Source organism: Thermomonospora sp. CIF 1 (assembly GCF_001896795.1).
Classification (GTDB): Bacteria; Actinomycetota; Actinomycetes; order Streptosporangiales; family Streptosporangiaceae; genus Thermomonospora; species Thermomonospora curvata.
In genome coordinates, this window is record NZ_MOYN02000003.1 from 37,793 (window position 1) to 53,492 (window position 15,700).

Below are 15,700 nucleotides of genomic sequence, written 5' to 3' on the forward strand. Positions count from 1 at the left end.
CCCCGACACTAGCACCATGCCCGCGGCCGGTGTCAACCGAATATCGGGCAGAAATGAAAAACCGCCCCCCGAAGCATCGGGGGCGGTTTTTCATCGGGCCGCCCGGCGGCGGCGGGCTTACTTGGTGAGCGAAGCGGCGGGCTTGACGGTGAGGCGGTCGGCGGCCTCGTCCAGGTCCACCACGACCTCATCGCCGTCGCCGATCGTGCCGGCCAGCAGTTCGCGGGCCAGCTGGTCGCCGATGGCGGTCTGCACCAGGCGGCGCAGCGGGCGGGCGCCGTACAGCGGGTCGTAGCCGGTCAGCGCCAGCCACTCGCGGGCCGCGTCGGTGACCGTCAGCTTCAGCCTCCGGTCGGCCAGGCGCTTGGCCAGCCGGGCGACCTGCAGGTCCACGATGCGGGTCAGGTCCTCGGTGGACAGCGCCTCGAACAGGATGATGTCGTCCAGCCGGTTGAGGAACTCCGGCTTGAACGAGGCCCGCACCGTGTTCATCACCGACTCCCGCTTGGCCTCGCTGCTCAAGGTGGGGTCCACCAGGTACTGCGAGCCCAGGTTGGAGGTCATGATCAGGATGGTGTTGCGGAAGTCCACGGTGCGGCCCTGGCCGTCGGTCAGCCGGCCGTCGTCGAGGACCTGCAGCAGGATGTCGAAGACCTCCGGGTGGGCCTTTTCCACCTCGTCCAGCAGCACCACGCAGTAGGGGCGGCGCCGCACGGCCTCGGTGAGCTGACCGCCCTCCTCATAGCCCACATAGCCGGGCGGGGCGCCCACCAGCCGGGCCACGCTGTGCTTTTCGGAGTACTCCGACATGTCGATGCGCACCATGGCGCGCTCGTCGTCGAACAGGAACTCCGCCAGCGCCTTGGCCAGCTCGGTCTTGCCCACCCCGGTGGGGCCGAGGAACAGGAACGACCCGGTGGGACGGTCGGGGTCGGAGACCCCGGCCCGGGCCCGGCGCACCGCGTCGGAGACCGCCTTGACCGCCTGGGTCTGCCCGACCAGCCGGCGGCCGATCTCCTCCTCCATGCGCAGCAGCTTGGCGGTCTCGCCCTCCAGCAGCCGCCCGGCCGGGATGCCGGTCCAGGAGGCCACCACATCGGCCACATCGTCCGGGCCGACCTCCTCCTTGACCATCGCGTCCCGCTTCTCGGCCTGCTCGGCGGCGGCCTTCAGCTCCTTCTCCAGCGCCGGGATCTCCCCGTAGGTGATGCGGGCGCTGGTCTCCAGGTCGCCATCGCGCTGGGCGCGCTCGGCCTCCCCGCGCAGCTGGTCGATGCGCTTTTTGAGCTCACCGACCCGGTTCAGCCCGGCCTTCTCCTGCTCCCAGCGCGCGATCAGCGCGTTGAGCTGCTCGTTCTTGTCGGCCAGGTCGCGGCGCAGCCGCTCCAGGCGCTGCTTGGAGGCCTCGTCGGACTCCTTGGCCAGCGCCAGCTCCTCCATGCGCATCCGGTCCACCGTGCGCTGCAGCTCGTCGATCTCCACCGGACGGGAGTCGATCTCCATGCGCAGCCGGGAGGCGGCCTCGTCCACCAGGTCGATGGCCTTGTCCGGCAGGAACCGGGCGGTGATGTAGCGGTCCGACAGCGCCGCGGCGGCCACCAGCGCCGCGTCCGAGATCTGCACCTGGTGGTGCGCCTCGTAGCGGCCCTTGAGCCCGCGCAGGATCGCGATGGTGTCCTCCACCGACGGCTCGCCCACGAACACCTGCTGGAAGCGCCGCTCCAGGGCGGGGTCCTTTTCGATCCGCTCGCGGTACTCATCCAGCGTGGTCGCGCCGATCATGCGCAGTTCGCCGCGCGCCAGCATCGGCTTGAGCATGTTGCCGGCGTCCATGGCGCCCTCGGCGGCACCGGCCCCGACCACGGTGTGCAGCTCGTCGATGAAGGTGATGACCTGGCCCTCGCTGCTTTTGATCTCGTTCAGGACGGCCTTGAGCCGCTCTTCGAACTCACCGCGGTACTTGGCCCCGGCCACCATGGCGCCCAGGTCCAGCGCCACCAGGCGCTTGCCCTTGAGCGACTCGGGCACGTCCCCGGCCACGATCCGCTGGGCCAGCCCCTCCACCACGGCGGTCTTGCCGACGCCGGGCTCGCCGATCAGCACCGGGTTGTTCTTGGTGCGGCGGGCCAGCACCTGCACCACCCGCCGGATCTCGGTGTCCCGGCCGATCACCGGGTCCAGCTTGCCCTCGCGGGCCCGGGCGGTCAGGTCGACGCCGTACTTCTCCAGCGCCTGGTAGGTGCCCTCGGGGTCCTCGCTGGTGACCCGGGCGTGCCCGCGCACCTTCTCGAACGCCTCCAGCAGCGCCTGCGGGGTGGCCCCGGCCTCGCGCAGCACCTGGGCGGCCTCACCGCCGTCGGCGGCCAGCCCCACCAGCAGGTGCTCGGTGGAGACGTACTCGTCCTCCATCTGCCGGGCGCGGTTGCCGGCGGTGTTCATCGCCATGATGAGCTGCCGCGACATCTGCGGGCTGCTCACCGTCGAACCGGCCGCCCTGGGCAGCCGGGCCAGCCGTTCCTCGGCGGCGCTGCGCACCGCCTGCCAGTCGGCCCCGACCGCCTCCAGCAGCGGGACCGCGGTGCCCTCCGGCAGCGCCAGCAGCGCCACCAGCAAATGCAACGGTTCAACCTGGGGGTGGCCTTCGGCCGCGGCCCGGCGGACCGCGATCGACACCGCCTCCTGGCTTTTTCGTGTCAGCTTGTAGTCCACGATTTCTCCCCGATGGTGTCGAAGAAGTCAGATGCCCTGGTTGCGCTCGCGCCATAGCACAACGCTGGTACGACGGATCGGGACCAGGTCGCCGCCGGACGGGCCGGCGCCCTGGGCGGGCGGGCCGTGCCGCAGCTGGGCGGCCAGCCGGGCGGCCACGGCGCGGGTGGACTCCAGTTCGTTGGACAGTTCCTCGATCGTGGCGCGCAGCTGAGCCAGCTCCTGGCGGAGCCGCTCGGTCTCGCGCTGCAGTTCCAGGATGTGCTTGATCCCGGCGAGGTTGATGCCCTCCTCCTGCGACAGCCGCTGGATCTCGCGCAGCATCACGATGTCGCGCATCGAGTAACGGCGCCCGCGGCCCGCCGTCCGGTTCGGAGACACCAGCCCCATCCGGTCATAGGCGCGCAGCGTCTGCGGGTGCAGCCCGGAAAGCTGCGCCGCCACCGAGATCACATAGACCGGGGTGTCGTCACCGAAGTGGTCCACGGGATCACCTCATCTCCGGACAAGGACTTCCCCCTGGACCCGCTGCGGGAAATCCTTGCTTCGTACCTTGCTCACGCCGCGCCGGCCGGTCGGCCCGGCGACGGGGCCCGTTGCCGCAGGCCCGGAAGACTTCGCCGTCGGGCGGCCTGTGAAGGGTCAACCTCGACCTCCGGGTCACCGGCCCTCGGCCCCCGCCGAGGGGAAGTCACTCCCTGGCCTGAAGCAGCAGGCCGGAACGGAGCGCGTCGCCGTCCTCGGCGGCGCGCAGCTTCTCCAGCGCCTCGCGCATGGTGTCGTCGATCTTCTGCGGGACCTGCACCTCGATGGTCACCAGCAGGTCGCCCTTGGTGCCGTCGCGGCGGGGGGCGCCGCGCCCGCGCACCCGGAACTTGCGGCCGTTGCGGGTGCCCGGCGGGATCTTCAGCGTGACCGGCATGCCGCGGTGGGTGGGCACCTTGATCTGAGCGCCCAGCGCCGCCTCGGCGAACGTCACCGGGACGGTGACGGTGAGGTTGTCGCCGCTGCGGCCGAACACCTTGTGCGGCGTGACCTTGATGGTGACGTACAGGTCGCCGGCCGGCCCGCCGTGCTCGCCGGGCGCGCCCTTGCCCTTGAGACGGATCTTCTGCCCGTCGGCCACCCCGGCCGGGATGCGGGCCTGGATGGTGCGGGTGCCGGTGGCCCGTCCGCTGCCGTGGCAGGTCGGGCACGGGTCGTCGACCACCATGCCGCGGCCCCGGCACACCCGGCACGGCTCGGAGAAGCCGAAGCTGCCCAGGTTGCGGGTCTCCTGCCCGGTGCCCTCACACGAGGGGCAGACCCGCGGCATGGTGCCGGCCCGGGCGCCGGTGCCCTGGCAGCTGGCGCAGGCGGCCTCGCTGGTGAGGCGGAGCGGCACGGTGACGCCCTCCAGCGCCTCGCTGAAGGTCAGCGTCACCTCGGTCTCCACGTCGGCGCCGCGCCGGGCCCGCCGGGCGCCGGCCCGGGTGCCGGTCCGCCCGAACAGCCCGCCGAACAGGTCGCCGAAACGGTCGGCCCCTGGCCCCTGCCCGAACAGGTCACCGAGGTCGAAACCGAAGCCGCCGCCCTGGCCGCGGCGAAAGCCCCCGGCGCCGAACAGCCTGCGGGCCTCGTCGTACTCCCGGCGGCGTTTTTCGTCCGAGAGCACGTCGTAGGCCTCGGAGATCTCCTTGAAGCGCTCTTCGGCCTCGGCGTCGCCGCGGTTGGCGTCCGGGTGGTACTTGCGGGCCAGCTTGCGGTAGGCCTTCTTGATCTCGTCCTGGGTGGCCGTCTTCGAGACACCAAGGGCCTTGTAGTAATCCTTCTCAAGGAAGTCCTTGGTGCTCACTGTGCCCCGCTTTCGTATTGAAGCTTGCCTGTCTTGTAAGTCTGCGATGTCGTGATCGGGTTCTGCCCGCCGGGTCCCTCCTGCCCGGACGTGCGGGGAGGGGCCCGGGCGGCCCGGTCATGGGGCGCGGGCCGCCCGGGACGCCTCCATTGCTCAGCGCCTCACTCCTCGGCGGAGTTCTCCTCGCCGGCGCTTTCCTGCTTGTCCTCCTCCGGCTGCGGGTCGGCCACCGCCACCCGCGCGGGCCGCAGGATCCGCTCACCCAGCCGGTAGCCCGGCTGCAGGATCTCCACGCAGGTCGTCTCGGTGACCTCGGTGGAGTAGGAGTGCACCAGCGCCTCGTGCACGGTCGGGTCGAACGGCTCGCCCTTCTCTCCGTACTGCTGCAGGCCGAGCTTGCCGAGCGTGGCCTCCAGCGCCTCGCTGACCGACTTGAACCCGCCGGTCAGCTCGCCGTGCTCGCGGGCGCGGCCGATGTCGTCCAGGACCGGCAGCAGCTCGGTCAGGACGTTGGCCAGCGCCTGCTCGCGCACCGCCACCCGGTCGCGTTCGACCCGCTTGCGGTAGTTGGAGTACTCCGCCTGCACCCGCTGCAGGTCCGCGGTGCGTTCCTCCAGCTGGGCCTTGAGCTTGGCCACTTCCTCCGCGTCGGCGGACGGGGCGGAGGGCTTGGGCGCGCCGGACTCCCCAGAAGGCTTGGAAGCGGTGTCCTTGGCGGACCGCTCCCGAGCCTCCCCGGTCTCCGGGTCGATCCGTCGGCGGTCGCGGATCACCAGGCCCTCACGCTCCTCGTCCTTCTTGGGGGAAGGCGAGGTCACGCCGCACCACCCTTCTTGTCATCATCGACGATCTCGGCGTCGACGACCTCGTCGTCACCGCCCTGGTCGGAGCCGGCCTGCGCGTTCGCGCCGCCGGCCTGCGCGCCCTCGCCGGAGCTCTGGGCGTACATGGCGGCGCCCATCTTCTGGCTGACCTGGGCCAGCTTCTCGGCGCTGGCGCGGATGGCGTCGACGTCGGAGCCCTCCAGCTTCTTCTTGACGTCGGCGACCGCCTCCTCGACCTCCTTCTTGACGTCCTCGGGGACCTTCTCGGAGTTCTCCCGCAGGAACTTCTCGGTCGAGTACGCCAGGGTGTCGGCCTGGTTGCGGACCTCGGCCTCCTCCTTGCGCTTGCGGTCCTCCTCGGCGTGCTGCTCGGCCTCGCGCATCATCCGCTCGATCTCGTCCTTGGGCAGGGCCGAGCCGCCGGTGATGACCATCGACTGCTCCTTGCCGGTGCCCAGGTCCTTGGCGGAGACGTTGACGATGCCGTTGGCGTCGATGTCGAAGGTGACCTCGATCTGCGGCACGCCGCGCGGCGCCGGGGGCAGCCCGGTCAGCTGGAAGGTGCCCAGCTTCTTGTTGTAGGCGGCGATCTCCCGCTCGCCCTGGTAGACCTGGATCTCCACCGAGGGCTGGTTGTCCTCGGCGGTGGTGAACACCTCGCTCCGCTTGGTGGGGATGGTGGTGTTCCGCTCGATGATCTTGGTGAAGATGCCGCCCTTGGTCTCGATGCCCAGGCTCAGCGGGGTGACGTCCAGCAGCAGGACGTCCTTGACCTCGCCCTTGAGCACACCGGCCTGCAGGGCCGCGCCGACCGCCACCACCTCGTCGGGGTTGACGCCCTTGTTGGGCTCCTTGCCGCCGGTCAGCTCGCGCACCAGGTCGCTCACCGCGGGCATCCGGGTGGAGCCGCCGACCAGCACCACGTGGTCGATGTCCTTGACGCTGATGCCGGCGTCCTTGATGACCTGGTTGAACGGGCCCTTGCAGCGCTCCAGCAGGTCCGCGGTCATGCGCTGGAACTCGGCGCGGGTGAGCTTTTCGTCCAGGTGCAGCGGGCCCTCGGACGAGGCGGTGATGTAGGGCAGGTTGATCTGGGTCTCGGTGGCGCCGGACAGCTCGATCTTGGCCTTCTCCGCGGCCTCGCGCAGCCGCTGCATGGCCATCTTGTCCTTGGACAGGTCCACGCCGTGGGCGTTCTTGAAGCGCTCCACCAGCCAGTTGACGATGGCGTTGTCCCAGTCGTCGCCGCCCAGGTGGTTGTCACCGCTGGTGGCCTTGACCTCGACCACGCCGTCGCCGACCTCCAGCAGCGACACGTCGAAGGTGCCGCCGCCCAGGTCGAAGACCAGGATGGTGGCCTCCTTCTCCTTCTCCAGGTGGTAGGCCAGCGCCGCGGAGGTCGGCTCGTTGATGATGCGCAGCACGTTCAGGCCGGCGATCTGGCCGGCCTCCTTGGTGGCCTGGCGCTGGTGGTCGGAGAAGTAGGCGGGGACGGTGATCACCGCGTCGGTGATCTTCTCGCCCAGGTAGGCCTCGGCGTCGCGCTTGAGCTTCTGCAGGACGCGGGCGCTGATCTCCTGCGGCGTGTACTTCTTGCCGTCGATGTCGATCTTCCAGTCCGTGCCCATGTGGCGCTTGACCGAGCGGATGGTGCGGTCAACGTTGGTCACGGCCTGGCGCTTGGCCACCTCGCCGACGAGGACCTCACCGTTCTTGGCGAAGGCGACGACGGACGGCGTGGTCCGCGACCCCTCCGCGTTGGCGATGACGGTGGGCTCGCCGCCTTCCAGAATCGCGACGACCGAGTTGGTCGTCCCGAGGTCGATACCGACCGCACGTGCCATGGTCTTCGTCCTCCGTCGCTAGCTCGGCCGTCCCCCGGGGCGGCCGTCTCGGTGCCCGCCGCGCGGGCACATGGGCTGTCAGTCTCTTTCAGCGGCAAGGTTGCCCCGGGCCGGATGCCTTGTCAAATCAATTGAGTCGACCCGACTCAACTTTGCTGCTGCCCACTCTAACAAGAGGGTTGAGCCACCTATTCCCTCTCGGGGGGATCCGGGACGACCTTCGGCCGAGCCGGGAAAGCGAACGCGGGCATCGCCGGAGTACGGGCAAAGCCCCGACCACGACTCTGGGAGGGTTGCCCCTCATGACGGAGATATGCGCATGACCTCGGAGGCCGAGGCGGCCGAACGCCCCGCCGCTACCGGGCGCCGGCCCGGGCCGTGCTGCCGGCCGCCGCCTCCCGCACCGACGGCGGCTCGGAGACCACCGGCGCGTACCGGCACGTCGCGACGGTCACCCGCGGCTACCACCGGGTCGGGCGGGGAGCGGACGCCTACACCGTCGTCTCGCGGCAGCGCCGCGAACTCTGGACGCCCGCCGCCCCCGGCGGCATGTCCTATGCCCGCAGCCAGGACCCGGGCGTCGAACCGGCGACGCCGGCGGACGCCGCCGCATGGCGCCGGGCCGGGTCCCCGCAGGCCTTCACCGTGCGCGTGCCCATCGGCCCCACGCCGCTTCCGGGGAGCGGAACGTCCAAGCCCATGCGGCTGGAGATACGGCCCAAGCCCCCAGGCTCACCCGTGCCCCGCTGGTCGACGGCGACAAGATCTTCTGGCTGGGCCGCAACGTCACCATGAAGAACCTGCGCGCGCTGCCCGCCGACCCCGCCCGGCTCAAGGCGGAACTGCTGAAGTGGTACCGGGGGCACGGCACCGAGGCCGCCGGCGATCCCATGTCCGCTGACGTGCGGCTGTTCACGGTCACCCAGGGCCTGATCCTCGACATGCCGGTCACCCCCAAGGTGCGGGCGGCGGCCTTCCGGATGCTCGCCGGGCTCGACTCGGTCAAGGCGGCCGGGCCGGTGCGGGACGGACCGGCACCGCACCCCGCTGATCCCGGCGCGTTTGTTATGGAACCGGCCGGTAACGATGGGGCCTTCCGGACCACTTCCCGGTGACGAGACGCCGGGACGGACGAAGGTGCGGGCGGTGGACGAAGAGGCTGAACGTTTCACCGCGATCTACGACGCCTGCCGCCGGCACGTGTGGGCGTATGCGGTCACCCGGGCGGGACGGCAGACCGCCTGGCGCCGGGCCGGGCGCAGCGGGATCGGGCCGGCCGCGCGCGGCGTCGTGAGGTGCTCGTGCTGGAACAAGGGCACCGTCTTCGGCCAGGTGGTCGTCCTGGAGCCGGGCACCTACCGGCTGCTCGGCCGGCAGCGGACGGTGGTTCGGGCGGGCGGCCGGGCGCGCGGGATGGCCCCGGGCACCGTGCCGGACCACAGCGTGATCCGCTCCATGGGCCGGACCGACGGGCAACCCGAGAAGCCGTGAATGACGACGGGGCGCCGTGCCCGGCACGGCGCCCCGCGTGCGCGTTATTTGTCAGTAGCGCTTGCTGATCATCGTCCAGGTGACCTGGAACTGGTTGCTGACGGAGTTGGCGGGCAGCCCCAGCAGCTGGTTGACGGTGAAGTCCTTGCCGTTGCAGCCGGTGGCGATGGGCAGCGAGTAGACGATGTCGGCCACCTTCATGCGGGTGCCGACCTTGCCGTTGCTGACCCACGGCAGCGCCCAGTTGACCACCGGGTCGATGACGATCGGGCGGGAGGAGGAGCCGACCCGGCAGGAGTCGCCCAGGCCGTCGCCGATGATGCGGGCGGTCACCCCGAGCTTGTGCGGGACCAGGATGCCGGGCTCGATCATCCCGGTCGGGGTGATCTCCAGCTTCCAGCCCGTGGGGTGGGGGACCTCGAAGGGGGTGCCGGGGACCCCGGTGACGAACGGGATGGGGTTGGCGCGCAGCGCGCCGAGCTTGGCGACGGTCTTGCCGTTGGTGAGGCTGCCCTGGGCGACGGTCAGCCGGATCGGCTCCTTGGTGTGGGCGTGCATGCGGCCGAGGCTGACGCCGATCAGGGTGTCCTCGGCGGTCAGCACGTAGCACTTCCAGGTGAGCGGCCGGGCGTCGGCGGGCAGCGACGGGCAGTCGGCGAACTCGTCGGCGGCCTGGGCGGCCGAGGCGGCGGGCGGGGAGATCAGGGCCGCCAGGGCGGCGGCGGTGGCGGACGCCAGGACGGTCAGTCGGCGCAGTGGTCGTTTCACGGCGGCTCCGGGGGGTGGTCGGCCGGACATGTGGTCCGGAAAGGGGTGGATACCGTCGGTCACCGGCGGCTGTCCGCGCCCCAGCCGCCGGTGAATCTGGCTCGGAGGAACACTAATGTGCGCGATCACATTGATAAAGACCCTCGGGGCGGAGAGCGGTACATCCGCTTGGCGGAGGGATGAACCGGGAGGTATACCACGAGGACGGCTCAGCCACGGAGACCGCCGGGGGTGTGACAGCTAAGCTACTGTCGAGTAACATTCGGCCCCGGTTGTGGGTCGTTCTGTCGCGAGCCCTACGCTGACAGCCAACGCCCGTACCCCAGGAGGACGGAAAGTGTACTGGCTCACGTTGATCATCGGGCTTGCCGGGATAGCGGTCGCCGTGGCGCTCGCCGCCCGGCGTGTCCTCTTCCTGTACAAGCTCATCAAGAGCGGCCAGCCCGACCCCGACCGGGTGCTGCGTGTCAAGCGCGACCCCAAGGGGGATATTGAGGGCCAGCTCAAAGAGGTCCTCGGCCAGCGCAAGCTGCTGAAGTGGACCGTGCCGGGAATGGCGCACTTCTTCGTGATGTGGGCCTTCCTGCTGCTGGCCAGTGTTTACGGCGAGGCCGGCGTCCAGCTTCTGTTCGGGCTGGAGGCCCACATCCCGTTCCTGCAGACCTGGGGTCCGATCGGGTTCGTGCAGGACACCATCGCCCTGCTGTGCCTGGGCGGCCTGATCGTCTTCACCGTCATCCGCATCCAGCAGTCTCCTAAGCGGATCGACCGCAAGTCCCGCTTCAAGGGCTCGCACACCGGCGGCGCGTGGCTCATCCTGTTCATGATCTTCAACGTGATCTGGACGATGTTCGCCTTCCGCGGCGCCGAGGTCGCCAACGGCAACTTCTCCTACGGCAAGGCCGCCTACGCCTCCTACGGCGTCGGCAAGCTGATGGAGGGCATCGGCGAGCCGGAGTCCACCCTCATGAACGGGCTGGAGTCGTTCTTCCTGCTCGCCCACATCGGGGTGGCCCTGGTCTTCCTGATCATCGTCGTCAACTCCAAGCACCTGCACATCTTCCTGGCGCCGCTGAACGTCATGTTCAAGCGCCGCCCGGACGGCCTGGGCGCCGCCCAGCCGATGATGAGCAACGGCAAGGTGCTGGACTTCGAGGAGGCCGACCCCGACACCGACGTCTTCGGCCGCGGCAAGATCGAGGACTTCACCTGGAAGGGCTTCCTCGACATGGCCACCTGCACCGAGTGCGGGCGGTGCCAGTCGCAGTGCCCGGCCTGGAACACCGGCAAGCCGCTGTCGCCGAAGATGGTCATCCTCGAGCTGCGCGACCACGCCTTCGCCAAGGCCCCCTACATCCTGGCCTCCGAAGAGCAGCGCGAGAAGTTCACCGACGAGCAGAAGGCCGCCATGCAGGTGGACAAGCCGCTCGTCGGCGAGGACGGCGTCATCCACCCCGACGTGCTGTGGTCGTGCACCAACTGCGGTGCCTGCGTCGAGCAGTGCCCGGTGGACATCGAGCACATCGACCACATCCTGGACATGCGCCGCTTCCAGGTCATGATCGAGTCGAGCTTCCCGTCCGAGGCGGGCGTGATGCTCAAGAACCTGGAGAACAAGGGCAACCCGTGGGGCATGTCCGAGATGAAGCGCCTGGAGTGGATCGAGGAGCTGGACTTCGAGGTCCCGGTCGTCGAGGACTCCATGCCCGAGGACGCCGAGTACCTGTTCTGGGTCGGCTGCGCCGGCGCCCTGGAGGACCGCGCCAAGAAGACCACCAAGGCCGTCGCCGAGCTGCTGCACATCGCCGGCGTCAAGTTCGCCGTGCTCGGCCCCATGGAGGCCTGCACCGGTGACCCGGCCCGCCGGCTGGGCATGGAGTTCATCTTCCAGATGCTCGGCCAGCAGAACGTGGAGACCCTCAACGAGGCCGGGGTCAAGAAGATCGTGGCGACCTGCCCGCACTGCTTCAACACCCTGGCCAACGAGTACCCGCAGATCGGCGGGAACTACGAGGTCATCCACCACACCCAGCTGCTGGCCAAGCTGGTCGAGGAGGGCAAGCTCACCCCGGTCACCCCGATCGAGGAGAAGATCACCTACCACGACCCCTGCTTCCTGGGCCGCCACAACAAGGTCTACAAGCAGCCGCGGGACATCATGGCCACCGTCCCCGGCGTCAAGACCCAGGAGATGCACCGCCACAAGGACCGCGGCTTCTGCTGCGGCGCCGGCGGCGCCCGGATGTGGATGGAAGAGCGCATCGGCAAGCGCATCAACACCGAGCGCGTGGACGAGGCGCTGGGCACCGACCCCGACACCGTCTCCACCGCCTGCCCGTTCTGCCTGGTGATGCTGGGCGACGCGATCAACGAGAAGAAGAACGCCGGCCAGGCCAAGGAGTCCCTGGAAGTCGTGGACGTCTCCCAGCTGCTCATCCGCTCCATCAAGGGCGAGGACGCCGCCCCGAAGGAGACCGTGGCGGCCGAGTAAGAAAGTCCGCATGAACGAGGCCCCGGCGGGTGACCGCCGGGGCCTCGTCCCGTTCTGGGGCCGGTTACGGGAAACCCGAACCGGACGGCGGGAGCATCGGGCCGGACGTGCAGTTCTCGTAGGGCCTGCACTGGAACGCCGTCAGGCCCGCAGATGCCTGGGGAAGCCGCTCACAAAGCCGGCAGAGCCGCGGGACGGCCTTCGATGCGGCCTCAGATCTTCGTCCGGTGGAAGTTCAGGTACGACCGCGACGGCGTGGGCCCGCGCTGCCCCTGGTACCGCGACCCGTATTCCTTCGACCCGTAGGGGTGCTCCACCGGCGAGCTCGTCCGGAACAGGCACATCTGCCCGATCTTCATGCCCGGCCACAGCTTGATCGGCAGCGTCGCCACGTTCGACAGCTCCAGCGTCACATGCCCGCAGAACCCCGGGTCGATCCACCCGGCCGTCGAGTGCGTCAGCAGCCCCAGCCGCCCCAGCGAGCTCTTGCCCTCCAACCGCGCCGCCAGGTCGTCCGGCAGCGAGAACATCTCATAGGTGGAGGCCAGCACGAACTCCCCCGGGTGCAGCACGAACGGCTCGTCCCCGTCCGGCTCCACCAGCCGGGTCAGGTCCGGCTGCTCCACGGCCGGGTCGATGTGGGGATACTTGTGGTTCTCGAACACCCGGAAGTACCGGTCCAGTCGCACGTCCACACTGGACGGCTGGATCATCTCCGGATCGAACGGGTCGATCTTCACCCGCCCCGCCTCGATCTCGGCCCTGATGTCACGGTCAGAGAGCAGCACGCCAGCAAAGCTACCGGCAAAGCGACCGGCTCTTCCCACGGCCCCCGAACCCGACACCCCCACCACCTGACTCGCCAACGCCGCCGTTTTCGGTAACATGTCATCGCAGCCACTCTCACCAGTGGCGGCAGGCGAGTGTAGTTCAATGGTAGAACTCCAGCTTCCCAAGCTGGTAACGCGGGTTCGATTCCCGTCACTCGCTCTAGCACGAAGGCCCAGGTCAGGGGCGTGATCCCCGGACCTGGGCCTTGATCGTTTCAGCGCTCCGCGGATGTTGCGCCGCTGACCGGTGCCTCTGCTCGTCTCTTCCCTGCACCGCTGGAGGAGTGTCTGGCTCGAGCGGAGCGCGAGATGCCACCCTGTGAATCGCAGCCACAGGGGTGAGGGCGGCGGAGCCTCCTGTGGGCATGGGGCTTGGGAGGATCAGGCGGAGGATACGCTTCCAGACTGAGCGGGTTTGCTTGGACAGAGAGGCCGAGTGCCGGAGGTAATCAGCGCTGGCAGTTCTTCGGGGTGCTCCTGTGTCCCGCAGGCCATCGCTGCTGGGAAAAGCCTCCTATCTTTTGGGCGGTTCCCTCGTTCGGTATGCAGGGACCTCATCTCAGGGGCCGGTCCAGGCCCATCACCCACGGCTCATTGATGCTTGTCACGTCCGCTTTTACGCCTCTGCGGACGGGCTGGCCAACGCCCGGTGTGTGCCGTTGTCCGCATGATCGGAAAGGCCGATGATGCCCCCGACCAAGCACCGTCGCCCCGGTTGGGACCCCGCCAAGCTGCGCGAACGCCGTGAGGCTCACGGGCTGACCCTGGAGGCCGCAAGTGAGAAGCTGCGGCAGGTGGCCAGACGAAGCGGCCTGAGAGTGGCCGCGAACTTCCATACCCTCTGGGGACACGAGACCGGTGTCGTCTACCCGGGGCCGCACTACCGGCGCGCCTACTGCCTCATGTACGAGGCCACCGAACCTGAGCTGGGGTTTCGTCTCCCACTGCCCGACGAGCAGACTCTAGACCTGTCGGCCCTGGTCGGGAGCCTCGCCGACCCCGCCACCACCGGGCAGGCCGCGAGCGCCATCGCCAAAGGACTCGATCAGGTCTCCGAGCACGTCCGAAGCGACGGCCTTGCGGTCGCCGAGACTCTGAAGGCCCGCATCGTGAACGGTTGGCGAGGCCGGGCGCTTGCGCGCAGTCTGGGCACGACCACGCTCGTCCTGGTGGGCGGATACGCCGGATCGGGCAAGACGGAGTTCGCCCGTTTCCTTGGGGATGTCTCCGGGTGGGCGATCCTCGACAAGGACTCGCTGACCGGGCGCATGACGGAACGCCTGTTGATCTCGCTCGGCGGAGACCCGCACGACCGGCACAGCGAGACCTATCTGAAAGAGGTCAGGCCACTGGAGTACGAGTGCCTGATGGACGCCGCGAACGACAATATCGAACGCGGCATATCGACCATTCTGTCCGCCCCCTTCATCGCCGAGTTCCGGGACGAAGCATGGCTGGCCGGGCTCACGAACCGCTGCAGGGCCAAGGGTGTGGACGTGGTGGCGATCTGGGTTCGCTGCGACGCCGAGTCCATGCGTGAGTACATCGAGTTCCGCGACGCTCCCCGGGATGCCTGGAAGCTCGCCCACTGGGACGAGTACGTCAGCACGCTCGACACGGAGAACAGTCCGCCGGGTGTTCACCTGAGGGTGGACAACCGGATGGGCGCCGCCATCAGCGTCGCCGACCGGATGCGTGAGACGTTGCGTAGGCTCTTGGGGTGACCGATCAGGGGGTGATCCTGTACGGCCCGCCGGCCAGCGGCAAGGACACGATCACGGGGGAGCTGGCCGAGCTGGACGAGCGGTTCACTCTCGTGCCCAAGTTGAAGGCGGGCACGGGCCGCAGCACCGGCTACCGGATGGTGACGGCCGCCGAGCTGGAGACCCTCCGCGGCATGGGGCGCCTGGTCGTCGAGACCAGCCGGTACGGCAACGTCTACGCCGTTGACCGGCACGACATCGAGGCCATGACGAAGGCCGGCAGGGTGCCTGTCGTCCACATGGGCAACGTCGCCGACCTGCAACGCTTGCGGCTGTCCGTGCCGTTGGAGTGGACGTGCGTCCTGCTGTGGGCACCGCGTGAAGTCTGCGCCCGGCGCTCCCGTGGCCGAGGCGACGCCGACCGGCCCGCGCGCTTGCGGGCATGGGAGGAGACCCGAGCCGACCTGGCGGCCCACCGGGATGAGGCCGTCTTCCATCTGCTCATTCGCACCGATGAGACCGAACCCGGCAGGGCCGCCCGCCGCATCATCGACGCCGTTGCCGAAGGCCCTCACCGGGCTCTGCCGCTCAGCGGCTTGGACCACAGCTCCCCGGCTTCCCGAGCGATCACGTGAGGTGATTCGTCCACCTCGATGCCACGAGGGCCGCGTGTAGTCCGCCGGATGAAGTACGCCCCGCCACGGGCGCACAGTTCGTAGATCGTCGCGCGGCATTCGCAGGTGTGCGCAAGCACCCGCGTTCTCGTCAAGGGCGGGCGTCGGCGCTGCCAGTGGATGGACTCGCAGTCCCGGCGCCGCTCTCTCACGTGCCGGCCGTGATATCCCTCGTCCGCCCCGGGCGTCCACTCCGGGCCGCCGTCCGAGTGCATGAAGTCCCACAGCACCTCACGCACCAAAGGCGACGGCGACGCCGGACCGTGGGCATAGGCTGCGGTCAGCCTTTTGCCGGCCTCGCCGCCGGCCACAAGCGAACTCTCGTTCACCCGATGCTCCGCACCCCTTCGGCTCATCCGGGAAACCGGGACGTGGCGGCGCAAGGACCCTTGCCCCGAGGGCGGCAAGGGTGCCGCCTCCACGCCGCCACGCCCCGCGACGAGGGCACCCGGTGCCGTGACGGGGGTTGACGTGTACCGGGCGCCCTCGCGCAGACCGCCCCCGGCAGAGCCGGGCACATGCCGGAGACGGG

13 protein-coding genes and 1 tRNA gene are annotated in these 15,700 nt (G+C 69.4%); 7 read left to right on the plus strand and 7 right to left on the minus strand.

Annotated features, from left to right (window positions below; translation table 11 throughout):
- Nucleotides 1-117: 117 nt before the first annotated feature.
- From clpB to dnaK, 5 genes are all read right to left on the minus strand, one after another.
- Nucleotides 118-2,709, minus strand: a complete 2,592-nt coding sequence (clpB, locus tag BUE48_RS01180) for an ATP-dependent chaperone ClpB (protein WP_012850623.1) — start codon at nt 2,707-2,709, stop codon at nt 118-120.
- Nucleotides 2,710-2,736: 27 nt separating this feature from the next.
- Entirely contained in the window at nt 2,737-3,195 is a 459-nt protein-coding gene (locus BUE48_RS01185) for a heat shock protein transcriptional repressor HspR (protein ID WP_012850624.1), read from the minus strand.
- Nucleotides 3,196-3,400: 205 nt separating this feature from the next.
- On the minus strand, nt 3,401-4,543 hold the full coding sequence (gene dnaJ / locus BUE48_RS01190; RefSeq protein ID WP_012850625.1) for a molecular chaperone DnaJ: 1,143 nt from the start codon (nt 4,541-4,543) through the stop codon (nt 3,401-3,403).
- Between the two features lie 161 nt (nt 4,544-4,704).
- Nucleotides 4,705-5,361 carry a nucleotide exchange factor GrpE gene (gene grpE / locus BUE48_RS01195; RefSeq protein ID WP_012850626.1) on the minus strand — a complete coding sequence of 219 codons (657 nt, stop codon included), beginning with the start codon at nt 5,359-5,361 and terminating at the stop codon, nt 4,705-4,707.
- Nucleotides 5,358-7,211, minus strand: a complete 1,854-nt coding sequence (dnaK, locus tag BUE48_RS01200) for a molecular chaperone DnaK (RefSeq protein ID WP_286988407.1) — start codon at nt 7,209-7,211, stop codon at nt 5,358-5,360. Before dnaK ends, grpE begins: the two co-directional genes overlap by 4 nt.
- A gap of 378 nt (nt 7,212-7,589) precedes the next feature.
- Between dnaK and BUE48_RS01205 the strand changes: the two genes are divergently transcribed.
- The 3 genes from BUE48_RS01205 to BUE48_RS01215 are packed head-to-tail and all read left to right on the plus strand — an operon-like array spanning nt 7,590 to nt 8,702.
- Nucleotides 7,590-8,006, plus strand: coding sequence for a hypothetical protein (locus tag BUE48_RS01205; RefSeq protein ID WP_286988409.1), 417 nt, complete (start codon nt 7,590-7,592; stop codon nt 8,004-8,006).
- Nucleotides 8,003-8,326, plus strand: coding sequence for a hypothetical protein (locus BUE48_RS01210; RefSeq protein WP_286988411.1), 324 nt, complete (start codon nt 8,003-8,005; stop codon nt 8,324-8,326). Before BUE48_RS01205 ends, BUE48_RS01210 begins: the two co-directional genes overlap by 4 nt.
- Before the next feature lie 31 nt (nt 8,327-8,357).
- Nucleotides 8,358-8,702 carry a hypothetical protein gene (locus tag BUE48_RS01215; protein WP_286988412.1) on the plus strand — a complete coding sequence of 115 codons (345 nt, stop codon included), beginning with the start codon at nt 8,358-8,360 and terminating at the stop codon, nt 8,700-8,702.
- A gap of 51 nt (nt 8,703-8,753) precedes the next feature.
- Here BUE48_RS01215 and BUE48_RS01220 read toward each other — a convergent pair whose 3' ends face one another.
- Nucleotides 8,754-9,470, minus strand: coding sequence for a hypothetical protein (locus BUE48_RS01220; protein ID WP_012850630.1), 717 nt, complete (start codon nt 9,468-9,470; stop codon nt 8,754-8,756).
- A 337-nt stretch (nt 9,471-9,807) separates the two neighbouring features.
- Between BUE48_RS01220 and BUE48_RS01225 the strand changes: the two genes are divergently transcribed.
- On the plus strand, nt 9,808-11,961 hold the full coding sequence (locus BUE48_RS01225) for a (Fe-S)-binding protein (protein ID WP_012850631.1): 2,154 nt from the start codon (nt 9,808-9,810) through the stop codon (nt 11,959-11,961).
- 212 nt (nt 11,962-12,173) lie between these two features.
- Here BUE48_RS01225 and dcd read toward each other — a convergent pair whose 3' ends face one another.
- On the minus strand, nt 12,174-12,749 hold the full coding sequence (gene dcd, locus BUE48_RS01230; protein ID WP_012850633.1) for a dCTP deaminase: 576 nt from the start codon (nt 12,747-12,749) through the stop codon (nt 12,174-12,176).
- Between the two features lie 131 nt (nt 12,750-12,880).
- Between dcd and BUE48_RS01235 the strand changes: the two genes are divergently transcribed.
- From BUE48_RS01235 to BUE48_RS01245, 3 genes are all read left to right on the plus strand, one after another.
- Nucleotides 12,881-12,951: transfer RNA gene (locus tag BUE48_RS01235), tRNA-Gly, on the plus strand.
- Nucleotides 12,952-13,474: 523 nt separating this feature from the next.
- A complete protein-coding gene (locus tag BUE48_RS01240; RefSeq protein ID WP_012850634.1) occupies nt 13,475-14,515 on the plus strand; it encodes a P-loop nucleotide/nucleoside kinase family protein in 1,041 nt (346 codons plus the stop codon).
- Entirely contained in the window at nt 14,512-15,129 is a 618-nt protein-coding gene (locus BUE48_RS01245) for a guanylate kinase (RefSeq protein WP_012850635.1), read from the plus strand. The genes BUE48_RS01240 and BUE48_RS01245 overlap by 4 nt, the downstream gene beginning before the upstream one ends.
- Nucleotides 15,130-15,700 lie beyond the last annotated feature (571 nt).